This window comes from Herpetosiphon sp. (genome assembly GCF_003512625.1).
GTDB lineage: Bacteria > Chloroflexota > Chloroflexia > Chloroflexales > Herpetosiphonaceae > Herpetosiphon > Herpetosiphon aurantiacus.
Window position 1 is genome coordinate 65,285 of record NZ_DOPT01000107.1, and the last position, 18,442, is coordinate 83,726.

Annotated in this window: 18 protein-coding genes and 1 riboswitch; of the genes, 7 read left to right on the top strand and 11 right to left on the bottom strand. The window is 52.5% G+C overall.

All coding sequences use genetic code 11. The features are described 5' to 3' along the window. Positions 1–1,090, bottom strand: a 1,090-nt coding sequence (locus DEF47_RS24560; RefSeq protein WP_287045378.1) for an ABC transporter ATP-binding protein, incomplete at its 3' end; no start/stop codon positions are given. A 526-nt stretch (positions 1,091–1,616) separates the two neighbouring features. Continuing rightward, a riboswitch (TPP riboswitch) is annotated at positions 1,617–1,719 on the top strand. Positions 1,720–1,777: 58 nt separating this feature from the next. Between DEF47_RS24560 and DEF47_RS24565 the strand changes: the two genes are divergently transcribed. Further along, positions 1,778–2,938, top strand: coding sequence for a thiamine ABC transporter substrate-binding protein (locus DEF47_RS24565; RefSeq protein WP_012187821.1), 1,161 nt, complete (start codon positions 1,778–1,780; stop codon positions 2,936–2,938). Between the two features lie 64 nt (positions 2,939–3,002). Here DEF47_RS24565 and DEF47_RS24570 read toward each other — a convergent pair whose 3' ends face one another. Continuing rightward, positions 3,003–3,575, bottom strand: coding sequence for a hypothetical protein (locus tag DEF47_RS24570; RefSeq protein WP_012187822.1), 573 nt, complete (start codon positions 3,573–3,575; stop codon positions 3,003–3,005). Between the two features lie 382 nt (positions 3,576–3,957). Between DEF47_RS24570 and ftcD the strand changes: the two genes are divergently transcribed. The 3 genes from ftcD (at position 3,958) to DEF47_RS24585 (ending at position 6,164) form a co-directional block, all read left to right on the top strand. After that, positions 3,958–5,445 carry a glutamate formimidoyltransferase gene (ftcD, locus tag DEF47_RS24575; protein WP_012187823.1) on the top strand — a complete coding sequence of 496 codons (1,488 nt, stop codon included), beginning with the start codon at positions 3,958–3,960 and terminating at the stop codon, positions 5,443–5,445. Positions 5,446–5,506: 61 nt separating this feature from the next. Further along, a complete protein-coding gene (locus tag DEF47_RS24580) occupies positions 5,507–5,665 on the top strand; it encodes a hypothetical protein (protein WP_287045379.1) in 159 nt (52 codons plus the stop codon). Positions 5,666–6,026: 361 nt separating this feature from the next. Continuing rightward, on the top strand, positions 6,027–6,164 hold the full coding sequence (locus tag DEF47_RS24585; protein ID WP_204753841.1) for a hypothetical protein: 138 nt from the start codon (positions 6,027–6,029) through the stop codon (positions 6,162–6,164). Here DEF47_RS24585 and DEF47_RS24590 read toward each other — a convergent pair. After that, a complete protein-coding gene (locus DEF47_RS24590; RefSeq protein WP_012187824.1) occupies positions 6,135–7,688 on the bottom strand; it encodes a tRNA nucleotidyltransferase/poly(A) polymerase-related protein in 1,554 nt (517 codons plus the stop codon). The genes DEF47_RS24585 and DEF47_RS24590 overlap by 30 nt on opposite strands. Positions 7,689–7,765: 77 nt before the next feature. Here DEF47_RS24590 and rfbC point away from each other — a divergent pair, with 77 nt between their 5' ends. Further along, entirely contained in the window at positions 7,766–8,332 is a 567-nt protein-coding gene (rfbC, locus tag DEF47_RS24595; RefSeq protein WP_012187825.1) for a dTDP-4-dehydrorhamnose 3,5-epimerase, read from the top strand. 195 nt (positions 8,333–8,527) lie between these two features. Here rfbC and aroB read toward each other — a convergent pair whose 3' ends face one another. Further along, positions 8,528–10,147 (bottom strand): 3-dehydroquinate synthase, encoded by a 1,620-nt coding sequence (gene aroB / locus DEF47_RS24600; protein ID WP_012187826.1) that lies wholly within the window; start codon positions 10,145–10,147, stop codon positions 8,528–8,530. Positions 10,148–10,223: 76 nt separating this feature from the next. Continuing rightward, positions 10,224–10,361, bottom strand: coding sequence for a hypothetical protein (locus DEF47_RS24605; RefSeq protein ID WP_287045380.1), 138 nt, complete (start codon positions 10,359–10,361; stop codon positions 10,224–10,226). A gap of 159 nt (positions 10,362–10,520) precedes the next feature. Between DEF47_RS24605 and prmC the strand changes: the two genes are divergently transcribed. Beyond that, entirely contained in the window at positions 10,521–11,372 is an 852-nt protein-coding gene (prmC, locus tag DEF47_RS24610; protein WP_012187827.1) for a peptide chain release factor N(5)-glutamine methyltransferase, read from the top strand. On the opposite strand, the gene DEF47_RS24615 is transcribed toward prmC, so the two are convergent. After that, on the bottom strand, positions 11,369–12,412 hold the full coding sequence (locus DEF47_RS24615; protein ID WP_012187828.1) for a CAP domain-containing protein: 1,044 nt from the start codon (positions 12,410–12,412) through the stop codon (positions 11,369–11,371). The genes prmC and DEF47_RS24615 overlap by 4 nt on opposite strands. Positions 12,413–12,624: 212 nt before the next feature. Between DEF47_RS24615 and DEF47_RS24620 the strand changes: the two genes are divergently transcribed. After that, positions 12,625–14,814: an ATP-binding protein gene (locus DEF47_RS24620; RefSeq protein WP_012187829.1), complete on the top strand. Its 2,190-nt coding sequence runs from the start codon at positions 12,625–12,627 to the stop codon at positions 14,812–14,814. Here DEF47_RS24620 and DEF47_RS24625 read toward each other — a convergent pair. The 5 genes from DEF47_RS24625 to DEF47_RS24645 form a co-directional block, all read right to left on the bottom strand. Continuing rightward, positions 14,805–15,302 carry a MarR family winged helix-turn-helix transcriptional regulator gene (locus DEF47_RS24625; protein WP_012187830.1) on the bottom strand — a complete coding sequence of 166 codons (498 nt, stop codon included), beginning with the start codon at positions 15,300–15,302 and terminating at the stop codon, positions 14,805–14,807. The two genes, DEF47_RS24620 and DEF47_RS24625, sit on opposite strands and share 10 nt — an antisense overlap. Positions 15,303–15,600: 298 nt before the next feature. Beyond that, on the bottom strand, positions 15,601–15,951 hold the full coding sequence (locus tag DEF47_RS24630) for a response regulator (RefSeq protein WP_012187831.1): 351 nt from the start codon (positions 15,949–15,951) through the stop codon (positions 15,601–15,603). A gap of 146 nt (positions 15,952–16,097) precedes the next feature. Beyond that, on the bottom strand, positions 16,098–16,526 hold the full coding sequence (locus tag DEF47_RS24635; RefSeq protein WP_012187832.1) for a low affinity iron permease family protein: 429 nt from the start codon (positions 16,524–16,526) through the stop codon (positions 16,098–16,100). Between the two features lie 284 nt (positions 16,527–16,810). Beyond that, positions 16,811–17,506 carry a VIT1/CCC1 transporter family protein gene (locus tag DEF47_RS24640; protein WP_287045381.1) on the bottom strand — a complete coding sequence of 232 codons (696 nt, stop codon included), beginning with the start codon at positions 17,504–17,506 and terminating at the stop codon, positions 16,811–16,813. 247 nt (positions 17,507–17,753) lie between these two features. Continuing rightward, on the bottom strand, positions 17,754–18,314 hold the full coding sequence (locus tag DEF47_RS24645) for a hypothetical protein (RefSeq protein ID WP_041303828.1): 561 nt from the start codon (positions 18,312–18,314) through the stop codon (positions 17,754–17,756). Between the last annotated feature and the right edge of the window lie 128 nt (positions 18,315–18,442).

Below are 18,442 nucleotides of genomic sequence, written 5' to 3' on the forward strand. Positions count from 1 at the left end.
TATGCAACCGCCGCACGCCGATCCACAATTGGTCGCCACTTTGAATTGGCAAATTACGCGCTTCGTCGGGGTTGCGCAGGGCATCGATCAAAATGGCTTGCTCGCCAAAAGGCCGTACTGGCGCAATCGAATGCACATCGGGCAAGGCTGGCAAACGTAGGCGAATTCGTTCGAATGCTCCCACAAACGTTTGGGTTTCGACCGTCGCTTGACCTAAAGCTGGGCAACGTAAAGCGGCCTCGGTTCTGGCCAGCACCACATCTTCAGGTCGAATAACCACTTGCACAGCTGGATGATGCTCGGCTGGGCTGGATGTTTGCAACGGAAACGTCATTGAACCAACTTGCACCCCGATATCATTGCATTGACCAAGCAGCACGTTGGCGCTACCAAGGAAGGTCGCAACAAATTCGGTTTGTGGGCGTTGATACAGCTCATTGGGCGTGCCAACTTCGAGCAAACGCCCCATATTCATCACGCCCAAACGATCGGCCAGTTCAAAGGCTTCTTCTTGATCATGGGTCACAAAAATCGTTGTGATGCCTAATTCACGCTGAATGCTGCGCAAATTACGCCGTAAATCGGTGCGAATTTTGGCATCGAGTGCCCCAAACGGCTCATCGAGCAATAAAACTGCTGGATTATGCGCCAAGGCGCGGGCTAAAGCGACCCGTTGTTGTTGACCGCCCGAAAGTTGGCGCGGCAAACGCTTGCCCAAGCCAGCTAAACCAACCAAATCCAATAATTGATCGCGGCGTTCAGTGCGTTGTTTGCGCTCAACCTTGCGAATCCGCAAGGCAAACTCAACGTTCTCGTCCACGGTCATATGTTCAAACAACGCATAATTTTGAAAAACAAAGCCCACATCACGGGCCTGAGGGTTCAAATCAGTTACATCACGGCCATGCAGCACAATTCGGCCAGTATCGACTGGAGCCAAGCCCGCGATCATGCGTAAAATCGTGCTTTTGCCGCTACCGCTCGGCCCTAGCAGCACAAAAAACTCACCATCGTGAATTTGTAGCGCCACCCGATTAACCACCGTATGATGTTCATAGCGTTTGGTCAGTTGATCAAGCACAATCGACATCGCACCCTCCTTATGGTTCCAAGCATGTTCCAGCTATGTTCCAATTCGGTTCCAAATTGGCTAACTGGCTTGTCGTTGGGCTAGTTACCTGCCTGATCGGGCAACCAAGCACATCCGTGGGTGATGCTGCTCAGCGGGTTCGCCGTACCGCGTGGGCGTTCCAATTCGATCAACCATATAGTGTATCTAGCTACCCTTATCATCACACTTGGCAATTCCAAAGCCTGTTCCAAAGCAGCATAATTTTTCCTCCATTACGATGATTTGAACGCCCCTCGCCCGCCGCAGTGGGAGAGGGGCTAGCTTACAAGGGTAGGTTTTGACAATGTTTGGGAGGCATTCACCATCGATGTTCATGCCCTCACCCCCTTGCTCCCTCTCCCGCCGAGCGAGCGAGGGGGAATCCAACGGTCATGAAGCTTGGAACGCCCCTCGCCCGCCGCAGTGGGAGAGGGGTTGGGGGTGAGGGCATGCAAAGCTTTTGCTGATTCAAATTTTTTGTGCTATTGTTTGAACAATTACAGATAACAACCGCTAGGGGAGCCATGTGGCTGAGATTTCGCAACGGCGAAAGACCCTCTGAACCTGATCTCGTTAGCACGAGCGAAGGAAAGCGGCGTGGTTTGATCCCGCCGTGCGCGGGATTTTGCATGCTGGCCCCTAGCCAATGTTCAAGGAGTTTATTTCGTGAAACGTTGGTTACTGAGTTTTTTAACAATTGGTTCGTTGGTTTTGACTGGCTGTGGTGCGGCGGCTACGCCAACCGCTGAAACCGCGATTCAGCCTACTCCGGCCACCACGGCTGCCGCTGATGTTACGCCTGCAGCAACCCAAGCCACCCAAGCGCCGACCGATAGCGGCCAGTTTGCCGGCCAAACCTTGGTGGTGGTTTCGCACGATAGTTTTGCAATCAGCAGCGAAGTTATCTCAGGCTTTGAGCAAATGACTGGCGCGACCGTCCAAATTCTAGAATCGGGCGATGCTGGCGAGGCGCTCAATAAGAGCATTTTGGCCAAAGGCGCACCCTTGGGCGATGTGTTGTATGGGGTCGATAATACCTTTTTGAGTCGGGCGCTTGATGCTGATATTTTCGAGGCCTACGCTGCCAAGAATCTCGAGCAAATTCCTGCTGAATTGAAGCTCGATAGCCAAAATCGGGTTTCGCCCGTTGATGTTGGCTATGTCACGATCAATTACGATAAAGCTGCCTTGGCCGAGGCTGGCCTGAGCTTGCCAACCGATTTGCGCGATTTAACCAAGCCTGAGTGGAAAGGCAAGTTGGTGGTTGAAAATCCGGCAACGTCATCGCCTGGCTTATCATTTATGTTGGCGACGATTGCCCACTTTGGCGAGAGCAGCGATTATACCTGGCGCAACTTCTGGAGCGACCTGCGAGCCAATGAGATCAAAGTGGCTAGCGGTTGGGAAGAAGCCTACTATGGCGATTTTAGCGGAGCCAGTGATGGTCAATATCCGTTGGTCGTCAGCTATGCGACCAGCCCTGCTGCCGAAGTTATCTTTGCGACAACGCCCTTGACCGATGCACCGACTGGCAATTTGTTGTTACCTGGTGGCGCATTCCAGCAAATTGAATTTGTGGGCTTGCTAAAAGATGCCAAAAACCCTGAATTGGGCAAAGCTTGGATTGACTATATGCTGAGCGACACCTTCCAGAGCGATATTGGCGGACAGATGTTTGTGTACCCAGCCCTGCCTAGCGCTAAAGTGCCAGCTGAATTTACTCAATATGCCCAAGTGCCTAGCAATGTAACGACGCTTGCGCCAGCCGAGATTGCTGCCAACCGCGAGCGCTGGCTCAACGAATGGCAAGAAACCGTCCTACGCTAAACCAAAACATCCCCTGCAACTTTAATTAAGTGTTGCAGGGGATGTTTATGAGCAAAAATGCAGTTTAGTCGCCAGTGGTTTTGACTGCTGGCCAATCGCCAACCATCAACCCGCCAACAACTCCAATTAATGCACCGAAGCCACCACCGAGCAAATATTCGCCAGTGACCGTGGCCAAACCCAAGCCGATCAACACACAGAAGGCAACCCCCGCAACAATTCGCTTGAGCCGACCAAGCATAGTCAGCGAAATAATCGAATTTGCGGTGATCAAATCGTTGCCATTGCTGGCGGGAGCAGCTGGTTTTGGGGCAACAGGTGCAGCCGGAGCAGCAGCAGGCGTGGCGGCAACCACAGGTGCAGCAGCAGGAGTTGGGGTTGCAGCAACAGCGACTGGGGCAACAGGTGCATCGCTTGCAGCAGCTTTTTTGGCAGCCCGAATTGCTTCCAACCGAGCCTTTTTATCATCCGACATATTAGCGCCAACCGCAGCGCTGGCTGGAGCCTCGGTTGTTGCCGCTACGACCGGCGCAGCAGGTGCAGGTGCAGGCTCTTCGCCCGCAGCAGCCTTTTTGGCGGCATTGGCTGCGCGAATCGCATCGAGCCGCGCCTTTTTTTCATCGCTTGTATCAGCCATGTGCGTCCCTCAGATAGCAAAGATTAAATTGATCGACATTATTCCGATAGCACGGTATTCCCAATCGCAAACAAGCCAGTAATCCTCAACTCAATGAGTTAAGGCTTCCAACTCGCGCTGTATTGTATCATGCTTGGTTGGTCTTGGTGCAGCAATTTGGCGAGGAAAATGAGTTCCGTTGAGCCAGCCGTGCCGTTCCACCCAAGAGCACGGCTGACCTTTTCGGATTGAGAGGAAACGCACCTGTAGTATGCCGCCAACAGATGAGTATTAGGTGAGGATGATGTCAATAAGCGATTAACGTTAATCGCCATTTGTTTAACCAAATTCTCACCATCTGAGCTATACTTGGGCGGTTGTGGTTCGTCAAAGGAGACATTCAATGGGCTTGGTCGAAAGTATTATGAATTTCAGCGAAGGTCGGCGCACCGAAGTTGTGCACGCCATTCGTGATGCAATTACGGCTGTTGCCGGCGTGCAATTGCTCGATGTTCAATCCGACGCTGATCATAATCGCACGGTGATTAGTTTTGCGGGCGAGGCTGAAGCAGTTGGCGAAGCTGCTTTCCAAGCAACCCGCACCGCCCAAGGCTTAATTAATTTGGATACCCATCGCGGCGAACACCCACGCATCGGCGCGACCGATGTCTTGCCATTTGTGCCACTTGGCCAAACCACGATGAAACAGTGTGTGGCCTTGGCTCGCAAAGTTGGCAAGCGCATTGGTGATGAATTGGGGATTGCGGTTTATTTGTATGAAGAGGCTGCGACCCGCCCCGAACGTCAAAATTTGGCCGATGTGCGTAAGGGCGAATATGAGGCTTGGCGCAAAGCCATTGGGGTTGATCCGGCGCGGGAGCCAGATTTTGGCCCAGCCGTGGCGACACCTGCAGGCGCAACCGTGGTTGGGGCACGCCAGCCATTGATTGCCTACAACATCTATTTAAATACCACCGATGTAGAAATTGCCAAAAAAATCGCTAAATCGATTCGCTATCTTGGCGGTGGCTTGCGCTATGTCAAAGCTTTGGGCTTGTTGGTCGATGGTCGCGCTCAAATCTCGATGAACTTGGTTAATTTCCGTGGAACGCCAATTCATCGAGTGCAGGAGTTAGTACGCGCCGAGGCCATGCGCTATGGCGTGACGATTACTGAGGGCGAAGTTATTGGGCTTGTGCCGCAAGATGCGCTGGTTGATGCTGCTGAGCATTATCTGCAACTCAATCGTTTTCGCCGCGACCAAGTGCTTGAATCGAAGTTGGCCGCGCCAAGTGCTGGCGATGACTGGTTGCCAACCAACACGTTCCAAGCCTTTGCAGCTGGGACACCAACGCCTGGTGGTGGTTCGGCGGCGGCCTTAGCTGGGGCTTTGGCTGGCTCGTTGGGCCAAATGGTGGCTAATTTAACCGTCAGCCGCAAAAAATATGCAGCGGTCAAGCCCAGCATGCAAGCGGCCTTGGAGCGCTTGAGCGAAGCAACCACCAGCTTGGGCAAATTGGCTTTGTCCGATAGTGCCGCATTTAACGCCATCAGCGTCACGCGTAAATTGCCTGAAGAGCAGGCTGACCGAGCGCAACAATTGGCGGCGGCGATTGTGCATGCCTGTGAAGTTCCCTTGCAAGTGGCCCAACAAGCTGCCAGTTTGTTTGATGATTTATATCTGTTGGCGACCCAAGGCAACGTCAATGCCCGCACCGATGCCCAAGTCGGCGGCTATTTGGCCTATGCCGCCGTCAATGGGGCTGGCTTAAATGTGTTGGTCAATCTTGGCGATTTAAGCGATGCTCAATTGCGTGAACAATTCAGCGCGGCGGTTGCCAAGCTGCGCCAACAAGCTGAGCAAGGCTTGCAAAAACTGACGACACTCTAGGCAGGGTTATGCTACAATGAGCACATAGATCAACTTCTGCGTATCGCGAGGAGATTTTTCAATGGCTCGTTGGCTTCTGATTGTCGTTGGCTTAGCTGCTTTGGTGCGCGTCATCGACTTACAACGTAAACTTGATGCCGCCCGCTCACGTGGCGATATGTACCGCGACATCTCAGCCCGCCTTGATCGTCAATTGGCGGATTTGCAAAAGCAAGCGTAAGCTTAAATGGCATGGTTCGTTGGATTAGCAACGATTCCATCCCTCACCCCCTAGCCCCCTCTCCCGCACACGAGGCGAGGGGGAACCACTGTGTCGAACTCCCTTCTCCTGCTTGGTGGGAGAAGGGTTGGGGATGAGGGAACACAGGCAGAGCGTAATTCAATCCACCATGCCACCTTCGTTCTTGGCAATTATCAGCCGCTCAATAATCCTTGTTTGGATTGTTGAGCGGCTGGTGGTTTAATCGGTCTTGCGGCGGAGCTATCAGTCGGCCATCAGGCGCTCGTCAGATCGGCATACTGGCTTAGCATGGAGTTATTAAGTACGCTGCCTCTGGAAACACAAGCCCATGGAGGTCGCCATGCTGACGACACTATTTTTTGTTGCGCTCCTGCTTGTGGCATTAGCCGCATTGCCGTATGTCTCACGCTCAACGCCAGTGGTCGAGGATGATTCCGACGAGCCACAATTACGTATGAAGCCGACGCGCCAACGCTAAGGCGCTCTCACGGTCGGTCACTTCGCCAGCCGCTTGAGCTTCACGAATTGCCTCAAGCAACAGCCCAATCTGTGGGCCGGCTGCTAAACCTAGCTCTTGCATCAGCGTGTGTCCATCGAGTAAGGGCACACGTTTTTGTTCGGCCTCAGCATCCCAATAAAACCCAAGCATCGCATCTGTCCAAGCGGCTTGGTAGGCCCAATGATGTTCTTGGAGCAACGGCCCGCGCGTCGCCATATGGTCGGCCAAGGCGTGCAGTAAGGTATCGACGGCGCTTTCTTTTAAATCGCGAAAGAAGCGATAGGCCGCTTTGGCCGTGGTTTCAGGCTGCGAGTAAAGCTGACCAGGCCGCATATGCCCCGCAATCACCTTGCACATATACTCAATCTCTTGGTTGCTAAATCGCAGCCGCTGATACACTGCTCGGGCAATGTCTGCCCCAATCGTTTGATGTTCATGAAACGAGACGCTGCCATCGGGCTTATCAACTCGTGTCGCTGGCTTCGCACAATCGTGCAGCAGAATCGCCATTTTCCAGAGGGCGCGATTGCTGGCAGTGTGGCCAATTGGCTGTTGCATTTGGGCAACAACCTGCTCGGCCCATTGCAGTTGCAGGGTCAAGTTGGGTAGCATGCGCAAGGTTGCGGGTTGCTGAAAAAAGGCTGGTGGATGCCAATCGTCGGCAAGTGCTGGCGGTGCTGGTGGCACTGGCTGTTGATCATGTTCCAACTGGGCAAGCAGCCATTCGCCAGCAGTAATCGTTTCGAGCGAATGCTCCCACACATCCAAAAAATGAATATTGGGCTGGGTGTGGTGGTACATTGGGCGAATCTCAGGAATTAAGCTTGGCAAAAGATTAACCCGATCTAAATAACGCAGCCAGCTAGCACTCCAACGAGTGGCTAAAATTGCCAATAGCTCAACTCGTACCCGTTCAACCGCCACTTGGTTGATCAATTCGGCGTGGGCTATGATCGCCTGATCGGTTGCTGGATCAAGTTGCCAGCCGAGTTGAGCAGCGATCCGCACCGCTCGCAGCATACGCAATGGATCGTTGGCTAGGGCATTGGCTTGCACCATGCGCAGCGTACCAGTCGCAATATCGTTCAATCCAGCATGAGGATCGATGATTTGGCCAAGTTGCGCTTGCTCGTAAAGCGGCGCGGCCATGGCATTAATCGTAAAATCGCGGTCGGTCAAATCGCTGGTTAAATCAGCAGCCCGCAAATGAGCAAGATCAAGATACTTGCCATCGGCCAAGACCACCCGCCCAATATCACGCTCAGCATCGAGCACCACCAAACTGGCGTTGAGTTGCTTGGCAAGGCTTTGGGCTAAGCCAATCGCTGGTTGATTGACCACCAAATCGACATCATGCAACGGGCGGCCAATCACTAAATCGCGCAATGTACCGCCGACGACCCAGGCTGGTTGAGAACCTAAAAGGTGTTTAAGCACGCTCAAGGCTTGGCGTAAACTAAGATAGGCCGAGCTTTGGGGCAACTGAATATGACTAATCTTCATACAAAACTCACGTTGGGCAGCTATGCTCTATAATTGTGGGATAATTGAACCCACCAATGGCGAAAGGACGAAAGGCAATGAGTTTGACCGTAACGCAAACCGCGCTTGATGGCGTTGTCATTATTAAACCAAGCGTGTTTGCCGATGAACGCGGCTTCTTCCTTGAAACATACCATCAGATCAAGTTTGCTGACCTCGGTCTGCCTACCGATTTTGTGCAAGATAATCACTCCCGTTCCAAGCAAGGGGTACTGCGCGGGCTGCATTATCAAGATGAGCGCCAGCCAATGGCAAAACTTGTGCGTTGTAGTGTTGGTAGCATTTTTGATGTTGCTGTTGATTTGCGCGTTGGCTCGCCGACCTTTGGCAAATGGGTTGGAGTTGAGCTAAGCGCCGATAACTTTTTACAATTTCTGATTCCTTCGGGCTTTGGCCATGGCTTTGTGGTGCTTTCGGAGTTTGCCGAGGTGCAATATCGTTGTACAGGGTTGTATGCGCCCGAAACCGAGGGTGCGGTGCGCTGGAATGACCCACAAATTGGGATTGAGTGGCCAATCAGTGAGCCAACGCTCTCAGGTCGTGATCAAGCGGCAATGAGCCTCGCCGACTATCTTGAGAATCCTGCGTTTCGTTATCGTGGCTAGACGTTCCCTCACCCTCAACCCCTCTCCCACGGCGGCGGGAGAGGGGAGTTCCAGTCGTCAATGATGGCGGGTTCCCCCTCGCCTCGCGTGCGGGAGAGGGGACTAGGGGGTGAGGGCATGAACATCGACGGCGATTCCACCGTACCTTTGTTAAAAACCTACCCTTGTAATGCTCGATGGTCGGGGGACTCAAATTTAGGTTTGCTCGACCAATTCGTGCACCAATTTGCGCACCAATTCTGGGTCAACGTGTGATTCAACTTGCGCATGGCCGATGCGGGTTGGCAATACCCAACGCACGCTGCCTTTGGCACGTTTCTTATCTAAGTTCAAAGCTGCCAAAGTCGCCTCGATATCCAAATCACGCGGCAGGGCGGTTGGTAATTCGAGTGCTTGCAACAAAGCCCGTTGACGCTCGGCCTCGGCGCTAGACCACATGCCAAGTTGCACTGCCAGATTGGCAGCAAAGGTCATGCCAATCGCTACTGCTTCGCCATGCACATAGCGTTTGTATTGGGTCGCGGCCTCGACGGCTTGGCCCAAGGTATGGCCATAATTGAGCAACATGCGTTCGCCAGTTTCGCGTTCGTCGCGATTGACCACGCCAATTTTGACCGCCGCCGAGCGTACCAACAGATCGCTGGTTATTTTGGCGGGCACATCATTGAGGCTTGCCCCTGCTTGCTCCAAATCAGCGAACAACTGCGCATCAGCAATCACGCCATGTTTGACGGCTTCGGCCCAGCCTGCTGCCCGCTCGCGACGCGGCAAACTGCTCAATACTGCATCATCAATTAACACCAAACGTGGCGGATGAAACGCACCGATCAAATTTTTGCCCCGTGGATGATTAATGCCTGTTTTGCCACCAATGCTGCTATCGATCATCGCCAAAATTGTGGTTGGCAATTGCACGACCGCGATGCCGCGCAAAATTGAGGCCGCGATAAAGCCCGCTAAATCGCCAACCACGCCGCCGCCCAACGCCAACACCGTATCGCCACGCTGCACGCCATTTTCGAGCAGCCATGTATATAATTCGCCTGCTTGCTGCCATGATTTGCTAGCCTCTTGCGCCGGAATATCGTAGCGTTGGCAGCTGAAACCGGAGTTTTCTAAGGCTTGAATCAAGGTTGGCGCATACATCGGCCCAACATGACTGTCGCTGATTAGCCAGCATGTGCCAGTGAGGCCAAGATTGGCTAATTCATTGGGTAGGGCTGCCAGTGCGCCGCTTTTGACATAATAACGACTGTTGAATGAGCTAAACACTTCGCTGACCTGCGGTTTGCCCACTAAACCCCAAGCCCGAATGAGTTGTTCGACCACAATTTGTGGAGCCAAGCCATCGGTCTGGATCGTCCAGTTGGCAAGGGTGCTGTAAAGTGGCAAACGCTCGGCGAGCTGAATCACCAGTTGTTCATTAATATCGCTCGCCAGCAATGGCCGAGGATTGGCTTGATCGGCAGTTAAACGTTTAACCAAGGTGCTGATGGCGCTGGTGAGATAGACACACCAAGCCTGTTCACGCAGCAATTGCCGATTAATTTCGCGCAAAACGATGCCGCCACCACAGGCGATGACGGCTTGATCTGTTTGTAGTGCTTGGACCAAAGCGGCGGTTTCGCGCTCACGAAAGCCTGCTTCGCCCTCTTGGCTAAAAATGTCGCTAATACTTTTTTCAGCGCGTTCGATAATCAGTTGATCTAAATCGATAAAACGCCAGCCGAGCGCTTGGGCTAAACCTACGCCAACCGTACTTTTGCCTGCGCCGCTTGGGCCAATTAATGCAATCGATTGCCCAGATGGTTGCATGTTTGTGTCCTTCCATTACCAATAATGCCAAACTTGGCATCCCATCTGTGGCGAATGGTAGCACCTTTGGCGATGCTCAGGCAAATTGTTGGATCAAAAGTTGAGCAGTGGTCATTGCATTAGCCTGATCATCACCGCCAGTTGCCACAACTAGCAAAAGAATCAAGAGTATAATAACTACCAACAACATAAAAAAAATCACACCACGATCCATAATGCAACCTCCTTGGGAGTGTGAAACAGCCGCGCCTGCGGTTGCTATGCGGGTTTGTTTGCTGCTAGCACAATGATGCCTGATTCGCCTAGGAGTCTCTAGATGTGCAGATTACGAGTGCATTACGTAGGTATCGCAATATGCTGAGGAATTTCTGAGATGGCTATAACAACTGTGCGCGAGGCATTAATTGAGGCAGCTAGCTCTTTGATCAGCGCTTCGCTGACCCCGCAACTCGATGCCCGCGTGCTGCTGGGCCATGTGCTTGGTCTTACGCAGACCCAAATCTTGGCGGCCTTCAACGATCAGCTCTCGACTGAGCAGGTTGAGCAATTTCAGGGCTTAATTGAACGGCGTAGCGCCTTAGAACCAATCGCCTATCTGATTGGCTCGCGTGAGTTTTATGGCTTAATGTTTAACGTTGATCGGCGGGTTTTGGTGCCACGGCCTGATACTGAGATTTTGGTGGAGCAGGCATTAACCTGGATCAAACAGCAGCAACGCCCGTTGGTGGTGGCCGATATTGGCACGGGCAGCGGTTGTATTGCGGTGGCGGTGACCAAACATGCACCCACGATTAAAATGTATGCAGTTGATCTTTCGCCCGCTGCCTTGGCCGTGGCTCAAAGTAATGTGGAGCGCCATGGCTTGCAGCAACAGATTGAGCTGATTCATGGCGATGGTGTCAGTCAATTGCCAGAGCCAATTGATTTGCTTTTGAGCAACCCACCCTATACCTTGCTCGACGAAATTGAGCCTGGAGTACGGTTGCACGAGCCAACCCTCGCACTCGATGGTGGCCCCGATGGGCTTGATTGCTATCGCCAATTATTGCCAGCAACGGCGGCAATTTTGCGCCAAGGCCTGCCGAGCGCAGCGCTGTTTGAGATTGGGGCTTGGCAAGGGTCAGAGGTTATTGCCCTTGCGCAAGCCAGTTTTCCGCAGGCCAAGATTCAACTTGTACGCGATTTAGCTGCCCGTGATCGGGTGGTGCAAATTGAGCAGGTCTAGCGTGCTCCAAAGTTGACTGTCCAATAAATTTGGTATTCTGAATTGGGATTACGGGCGATCCCAACCCCAATTTCGCTGACATCGGCATATAGAATGTTGGCGCGATGACCTGGACTTTGCATCCAAGCATCGATAATTGCTTGAGCATCGGTATAGCCAGCCGCTAAATTTTCGGCCCAAGCTCGCCATGAGTAGCCTACCCGTTGCATGCGCTGGCCTGCGTTCGAGCCATCGCTGCCAGTGTGCTCGAAAAAGTTGTTGCGAGCCATATCGTCGCTATGAATTTGGGCAGCTTGGTTGAGGGTTGGGTTGATCGTCAAGCTGCTTAATCCAGCTTGGTTGCGTTGACGATTGATCGCATCAACCAAGGCTGTGATTTCGCTCGGATAGCTGGGGGTGGGCTGGGCTTTGAGTTCGGCTCCCAAACGGCCAAGCAGCACACCTTTTGCGCCATGATCTTCCAGCCGAGCGCGTTCAAACCACTGAGTCATCACCCAATCGCCATCGGGGTTTTGTTCGAGGAGTGGCTCGGTCAGCGGCAAGCCTAGCAAACTCAACGACTGTTCATAGGCATTCAACGAGCCATCAAGCAAGCCATGATTCAGCCAATAGCTCAAAAATGGTTCGCAAACTGAGCGCCCAGTTTCGTTAAATACTAAACAGCCTTGGGTGCTTGGGTTGGTTTTGGGAGCATTGCGCCAGTTGCCGTGGTTGCGTTCGTAGATTTCGGCTCCCAAACGGCCAAGCAGCACATCATAGGGCGCGGCCAATTCAGGGTGTAGCTCAAAGCGTTGGCGTTCAAAATATTGAGTTGTAAATGTGCCATTAGCAGTTGTTTCGCTTTGAGCAGGCGAGAGAGGATAGCCAAACACTGCCAAACCACCATTTTGTTGCCAATAGCTCAAAAAACGCCCACTAATACAATTGCTAATGCCTGGCACATCGGCAAAACACAGGCTGGTTTGGGCAGCAGCAGGTTTGGGGCTAAAACTCAAACTGCCGATAACCAAGATCATCATCAATAGAAAACGTAGGCGCATAGGTGCTCCTTGGTGCGAAGGTCGCCGTCAGTAGCTTTATTGTACCGAGGCCTGGCCTGAATCAACGCGGTACTTTCTGGCTAAAAGCGGCTAGCACAAACTGCTACCGCTAGTCCTAGTACGATTGGCAGATTTAGCCTAGGCTAGACCTTTGTTTTTACAGCGGTTTTGCGGCATACTCGACAAACAACCAAACTACGGGAGATCAGGTTATGCAACGCATTGGCTTTCCAACCTTCACTACACCATTGATTGGCCGCGATGCCGATGTTGCAGCGCTAGTAACACGTTTGCGCCAATCGCCAACCCGTTTTACCACTTTGCTCGGCCCAAGTGGCACTGGCAAAACCCGCCTGAGCATTCAAATTGCTGATCGTTTGCACGCTGAGTTTCGTGATGGCGTGGCCTTTATTTCGTTAGCAACCCTCGACGACCCCGATTTGGTGATTCCAACAATTGCCCGCACATTTGGCTTGGCTGAACGCGGCAGTTTGGTGTATGAAGAAGCTTTAGTGCAATTTTTACGCGAACGTCAATACTTAATTGTGCTCGATAATATGGAGCAAGTGATCGAGGCTGCGCCGCATGTGATTGGCTTGCTCAGCCAAACCGAGCATGTGCGAGTGCTGGTAACCAGCCAACAAGCTGCTAATGATCCCCAAGAAGAAGTTATTCCAATTCCACCATTGGCGATTCCGCTAGGCGGTGGCTCAGTCCAAATCGAAACTATCAGCATGAGTCCAGCGGTGGCACTCTTTTTGGATCGGATTCGGCGCGTGCGACCCGAATTTATGCTTGATCCCAATAATGCGTTGCATATTGTCGAGATTTGTCGGCGTTTGCGCGGCTTGCCCTTGGCGATTGAGTTGGTAGCAGCGCATAGCGATAAACTACGCCCCGCCGATTTGCTCTTGTTGTTGCGCAATTATCTGCCTGCTGAGCAAAATGTGGGAGCCGCGCCAGCCCCCGAACAAGTGTTACACCCCGTTTTGGATTGGTGTATTTCGTATAGTATTCCGGCGATTCGCTGGTTGTTGCCGCGCTTGGGGGTCTTTCAAGGCGAATGGACGCTGAACCAAGTTCAATTATTGGCCAACGAAGCGCCTAACACAATTGATATTGCCAAAACGCTCGAAGCTATGGTTGCCAAAGGCCTGCTGCTGAGCAACGCCGCCTCAGAAGAACCAACCTATAGCATGCTCGATACAATTCGCCAATATGCGGCCCGCCAACTCAAGCGCAATGCCCAACTCGACCATGCTTGTCACGAGCTGCATGCGAAGGCTTTTCAACAATTGGCAATCGATATTGATACTGGCATTCGCCAAGGTCAAGGCATGGTCTGGAGCAAATGTCTGAATCAAGCGATGCCCAATGTGCGCAGTGCTTTGCAATGGCTATATCAACAACAACGCTACAGCGAGATTGCCCGCTTAATTTCGAGCATGGTATTGCCGTTGTTTCAACAAGGCTACATTCGCGAAGGATTAAGCTGGATCGCCCGCATTGGGGCACATGCTGCTAGCTTCGAGCCGGAAATTCAACTGCATTTTGGCTATGCCAATGGGCTGCTTTCCTATGCAATCAGCGATTATCCCTCGGCCTTGCAGGCCTATGGTGCGGCGCTGACCCATGCCAAAACCCTCGGCGATTTGGATTATCAAGCGCGTTTGTTGAACAATCAAGGCATGATTTACGCCGAGCAAACCAATTATGAGGCGGCCCGCCAAGCCTATGAAGCGGCCTTAACGATTCGCCAACAACAATCCAATGTTTGGGGCGAGGCGATTATTTTGAACAATCTTGGCTCAGTCACCCAATTTCAAGCTGAACACCAAGCCGCTCGTGAGTATTTCCAAGCAAGTTTGGCAATTTACCAGCAAATGGGTGACCAAATGAGCCAAGCAGTCTCGTTTCAAAATATTGCTGGCACCCATTTGAATATGCACGAATATGCCGAGGCTGAGCACTTATATCGTGAGAGCATCGCGATTCATCGCCAAAACGAAGAATCGCCACCATTAATTATGGCCTTGTATGGGTTGGGTTTGGCCTTGCTGCGCCAGAATGCTGATGAACGACGTGAATCGGGCGAAGTGCTGCATCAAGCAGTCACGATGGCGGCGCGACTGAATGTCCAACGTTCATTGGCGATTGCTTTCGAAGGCTTTGCTGAATGGTTGGCGACTAGTAACCCTGAGCATGCGGCCTATTTGGTCGGCGGTGCGGCCAGTTTGCGTAATGCCTGCGATGTTGGCTACTCAGCAGTTAGTTGGCGCGACATAACCAGCTTGCGCGAACAGCTTGATCGCAACTTGGGTCAGGCTGAGCGGCAAGCCGCCGAAGCCACAGGCGAAGCCTTGAGCCAAGCCGAATTGCTGCTGCTGGTTTCTCAAGCCTGATTTGGCTCTAAATCGAGCAGCCAACAGCGTAACAGCGTGGCTAATTGTTCGCGCTGCTCGCTACTCAAACTGGCAATCAAGCGTTGTTCGTTGGCTAGATGCGCCTCGACGGCTCGATTGATCAGATCTAAACCCTCAGCTGTCAGCTGCACCAACAGGCTACGCCGATCGTGCGGATCGGGAATGCGCTCGATCAAGCCACGATCGGCCAAGCGATCAAGCCGATTGGTCATGGCTCCTGATGAGAGCATCAAGGTATTGAACAAGGCGGTTGGGCTACGCTGATAGGGCGCTCCTGACCGCCGCAAACTTGCCAGCACATCAAATTCCCCGCGTTGTAAGCCAAATTGGCCGAATATCCGCGCCAAATCACGGCTCAAATGTTGTTCCAATCGCGCAATCCGCCCAATCAAGCCCATCGGCGTAGCATCAAGTTCTGGTCGTTCGCGCTGCCACTCAGCAATAAAACTATCAACTTGGTCGTGCATAGATTATCTCGATATAAAGATACTTGGCATGAAGATAGATTATATCTTGATGTCAAGATACATTGTCAATACCATCAGCATAGCATATCTGGGTGCTGGTGAAATCTAGCGAAGTTTGTGTTGATCGGCTAATGATGGAATATGCTCTTTGATTACCCGAATCGGCGGCTGGAGGATTGGATTTTAGCGCTAGTGGGGGATGATTGGCTATAGTGTGTAGGCTGGTTGGTTATCTCGAATGCTGCATCCAAATCACTGCCTTTCATTTCCCTGTTTTGGTGAGCCAGCGGCGCACCAATTAATGTTGCAACGTTGGCAACGAGGTCGGTAAAACTGGCCGGAAGTTCGAGCACATCGCAGCCAGCTGCTTGCCTTGAATAAAGGCATGATCAACCGTCGTAACCAGAACGGGGATCTGCACCGTATTCGGATCAAAATGGAGTAATTTAAGTAATGGCCAGCCTGGGGCGGATGCTTGAAGGCCTACATCGAGAATAATTAAACTCGGTTGACTATCCCGTAACTGTTGATAGGTCAGGTCGGTGGTCAGGTAGGTGGTTGTAGCATAGCCTGCTTCGAGCAAGAATTCCTGTAATAAATCCAATAACGCCACATCATTATTGACAACGGCAATCGTTTGGGGCACCATAGGATGCTTCTTTATTATGGACTCGCGCTTACGGGCATTAACGGCATGATAGATCTAAGCTTGATGCGTATGGGGAATTTACTTTTAGTTCCTGATGTGGTAACTCCACGGATAGTCCACATGGCTCTCATTGTGTATCACGTTCGTTATGACGCTTCGGGTTCGGGGTTATCTGTATCGACCAATCCATGACGGATGGCCTCGCGAGCTCGTTCCGACAATCGTTGATATGTCGCCCGAATCTGGTCTAACTCGTCCTCTTCCAACTCCTCCAGATCAAGAAGCGCATTATGAGCACCCTGCGTTGCACGGATCAATTCATCAAGCTTGATTTGAATGGCTTCTGAATCGCGCGTCTGTGTATTTTGAATCAGAAAGACCATAAGAAAGGTAATAATCGTTGTGCTCGTATTAATCACCAACTGCCATGTATCGCTCCAGCCAAACAGTGGTCCACTAATCATCCACAGGAAGATCACCCCGACCGCAAGACCAAACGTCCTTGGTCGTCCCGTGATATGGGCAGTCCACTTGGAGACTTGGGTAAACCGTGACTTCGTTTTGACGCTGTACATACCATATCCTTTCTATGGTACCGATGGCGGGGATGGGATAAAGACCGGCATCTCACACCAGCCGTCCTCAAAAAACCATAGGCACGTTACGTGATCTTCGGCACAAAGACATCAACTCCCAGAACTACGATTGCTGGACATCCTTGCATTGCACACCACTAAGTCGTCAATGTGGAAGCGAATAAAGCCAACCCGAGCACCTAGGCGCTTCACCTACAACGCCTCAATAATGCGGCGAACGCATAGATTCGGAAAATGTGACTCTTCATCTTCCCAGGCACGATCTAGACAGCTGTCCCAAAGATCGCTCCAACGCCAGCCGTTAATGCCATCGCAAGCGCACCCCAAAACGCCACCCGCATGGCACCGACAATAATGGACGAACCACCGGTATAGGCAGCCAATATTCCCAGCAGCGTGAGGAATATGAGTGAGGTTCCCGTTACCAAAACAACGAGATAGGAATTAGCCGCAAGCACGGCGGTCATCAGCGGGAGTATCGCGCCAACGGCAAAGGCAGCCGCCGACGCAAGCGCTGCTTGGATGGGACGGGCACTCATGGTTTCGGAGATCCCAAGTTCATCACGGGCGTGGGCCGCGAGTGCATCCTTCAGCATCAATTGCTCGGCGACTTGCTTAGCGAGGGATGCGTCAAGGCCACGGCGACCATAGATGGCTGCCAGTTCCGCACGTTCGGCGTGGGCATCCACGGCGAGTTCCATGCGCTCACGGTCAATATCCGCTCGTTCCGTATCTGCCTGGGAACTGACCGATACATATTCGCCTGCGGCCATGGACATTGCCCCTGCAACCAAGCCAGCAATGCCGGCCACGACCACCGACTGATGGGATGCATTTGATGCGGCCATCCCAACCACCAGACTGGCAGTTGAGACAATCCCATCGTTTGCGCCTAAGACTGATGCACGCAGCCAGCCGATATGCTGGGTTCGATGCTGTTCTCGATGTGACGTGACCATGGTGACTCCTTTGGAATCCAGGGAGCGGGTGAACCCCGTGTCTCTGATTCTCAGCGCAATACGCTCAGTGTGCCTTCCGCTTCACCAAGTCAGGAGCAGGTTGCACCAAGCAGTGGATCAGTATGTTGATCGATCATGGTGTATGCCTATGCCCGCTCGATCAGCGATGAGCAGCGCCTTGCACGACACACATCGATCCGATTACATGCAGAGCAGACGCGATGAACTACTGTCAGCCTTTGCACGGTTACACACTGACAGGCTGGATGCCAAAGCGTGCTGCGACCTCGGGGGTAATCAATCCTCGGAGCGCATAGCCAAGTCCGGTGATGATGAGGCCGAGGATGAAGAACCCGAGGCCGAGGGCCATCGCACCGTAGGATGCGCCGAGCGCCATTGCCGACAAACTGAGTGAGGTCACGAGACCCGCCGCAGTGAGTTGAGTCGTGCGTGCTTGGTTTGCCACAGGCTGACCCTTCGCATCCTTCAATGCCGCATCAACGGTATTCGTGCCAGATGGGTCGCCGCTGGCAACGGCAAAACGACCCATCTGGGCATAGGATAATCCATTGGAGCTGTCAGCGGCATGATGCTGAATAAGTGCGGCCATGCTGAGCGCAGTTGCGATCCCGGTTACTGGGGCATTCGGGATCGAGGCATCCGCTGGGGTTGTAATCTGTTGGGAACGGAGTTGCTCAGCGACGAACCTATTGATAAAGATGCCAGCGCCTGTGGTGACCAATCCACCACAGGTAAAAAGAACGCCGATCACCATAACGAGCGTTGGAAAGAGTCGTATCGTTTTCATCCCGACCTCCTCGCTGCAATGCAGCGGTCATCGTGGTCCGATTGCTGTGGTACTTGTAGGCTCCCCGCAGGTCGAATTATGACTCCACCGTCGTTTGCGCCATGGTGATTGACTCCATGTGATGGACG

Bases quoted from the DNA above. Each gene is read 5' to 3' on its own strand.
- aroB (WP_012187826.1), bottom strand. From the start codon at position 10,147: ATGCAACCATCTGGGCAATCGATTGCATTAATTGGCCCAAGCGGCGCA.
- DEF47_RS24640 (WP_287045381.1), bottom strand. From the start codon at position 17,506: ATGGTCACGTCACATCGAGAACAGCATCGAACCCAGCATATCGGCTGG.
- DEF47_RS24605 (WP_287045380.1), bottom strand. From the start codon at position 10,361: ATGGATCGTGGTGTGATTTTTTTTATGTTGTTGGTAGTTATTATACTC.
- DEF47_RS24570 (WP_012187822.1), bottom strand. From the start codon at position 3,575: ATGGCTGATACAAGCGATGAAAAAAAGGCGCGGCTCGATGCGATTCGC.
- DEF47_RS24615 (WP_012187828.1), bottom strand. From the start codon at position 12,412: ATGCGCCTACGTTTTCTATTGATGATGATCTTGGTTATCGGCAGTTTG.
- prmC (WP_012187827.1), top strand. From the start codon at position 10,521: ATGGCTATAACAACTGTGCGCGAGGCATTAATTGAGGCAGCTAGCTCT.
- DEF47_RS24635 (WP_012187832.1), bottom strand. From the start codon at position 16,526: ATGTACAGCGTCAAAACGAAGTCACGGTTTACCCAAGTCTCCAAGTGG.
- DEF47_RS24585 (WP_204753841.1), top strand. From the start codon at position 6,027: ATGCTGACGACACTATTTTTTGTTGCGCTCCTGCTTGTGGCATTAGCC.
- DEF47_RS24645 (WP_041303828.1), bottom strand. From the start codon at position 18,314: ATGAAAACGATACGACTCTTTCCAACGCTCGTTATGGTGATCGGCGTT.
- ftcD (WP_012187823.1), top strand. From the start codon at position 3,958: ATGGGCTTGGTCGAAAGTATTATGAATTTCAGCGAAGGTCGGCGCACC.
- DEF47_RS24625 (WP_012187830.1), bottom strand. From the start codon at position 15,302: ATGCACGACCAAGTTGATAGTTTTATTGCTGAGTGGCAGCGCGAACGA.
- DEF47_RS24630 (WP_012187831.1), bottom strand. From the start codon at position 15,951: ATGGTGCCCCAAACGATTGCCGTTGTCAATAATGATGTGGCGTTATTG.
- DEF47_RS24620 (WP_012187829.1), top strand. From the start codon at position 12,625: ATGCAACGCATTGGCTTTCCAACCTTCACTACACCATTGATTGGCCGC.
- DEF47_RS24580 (WP_287045379.1), top strand. From the start codon at position 5,507: ATGGCTCGTTGGCTTCTGATTGTCGTTGGCTTAGCTGCTTTGGTGCGC.
- DEF47_RS24590 (WP_012187824.1), bottom strand. From the start codon at position 7,688: ATGAAGATTAGTCATATTCAGTTGCCCCAAAGCTCGGCCTATCTTAGT.
- rfbC (WP_012187825.1), top strand. From the start codon at position 7,766: ATGAGTTTGACCGTAACGCAAACCGCGCTTGATGGCGTTGTCATTATT.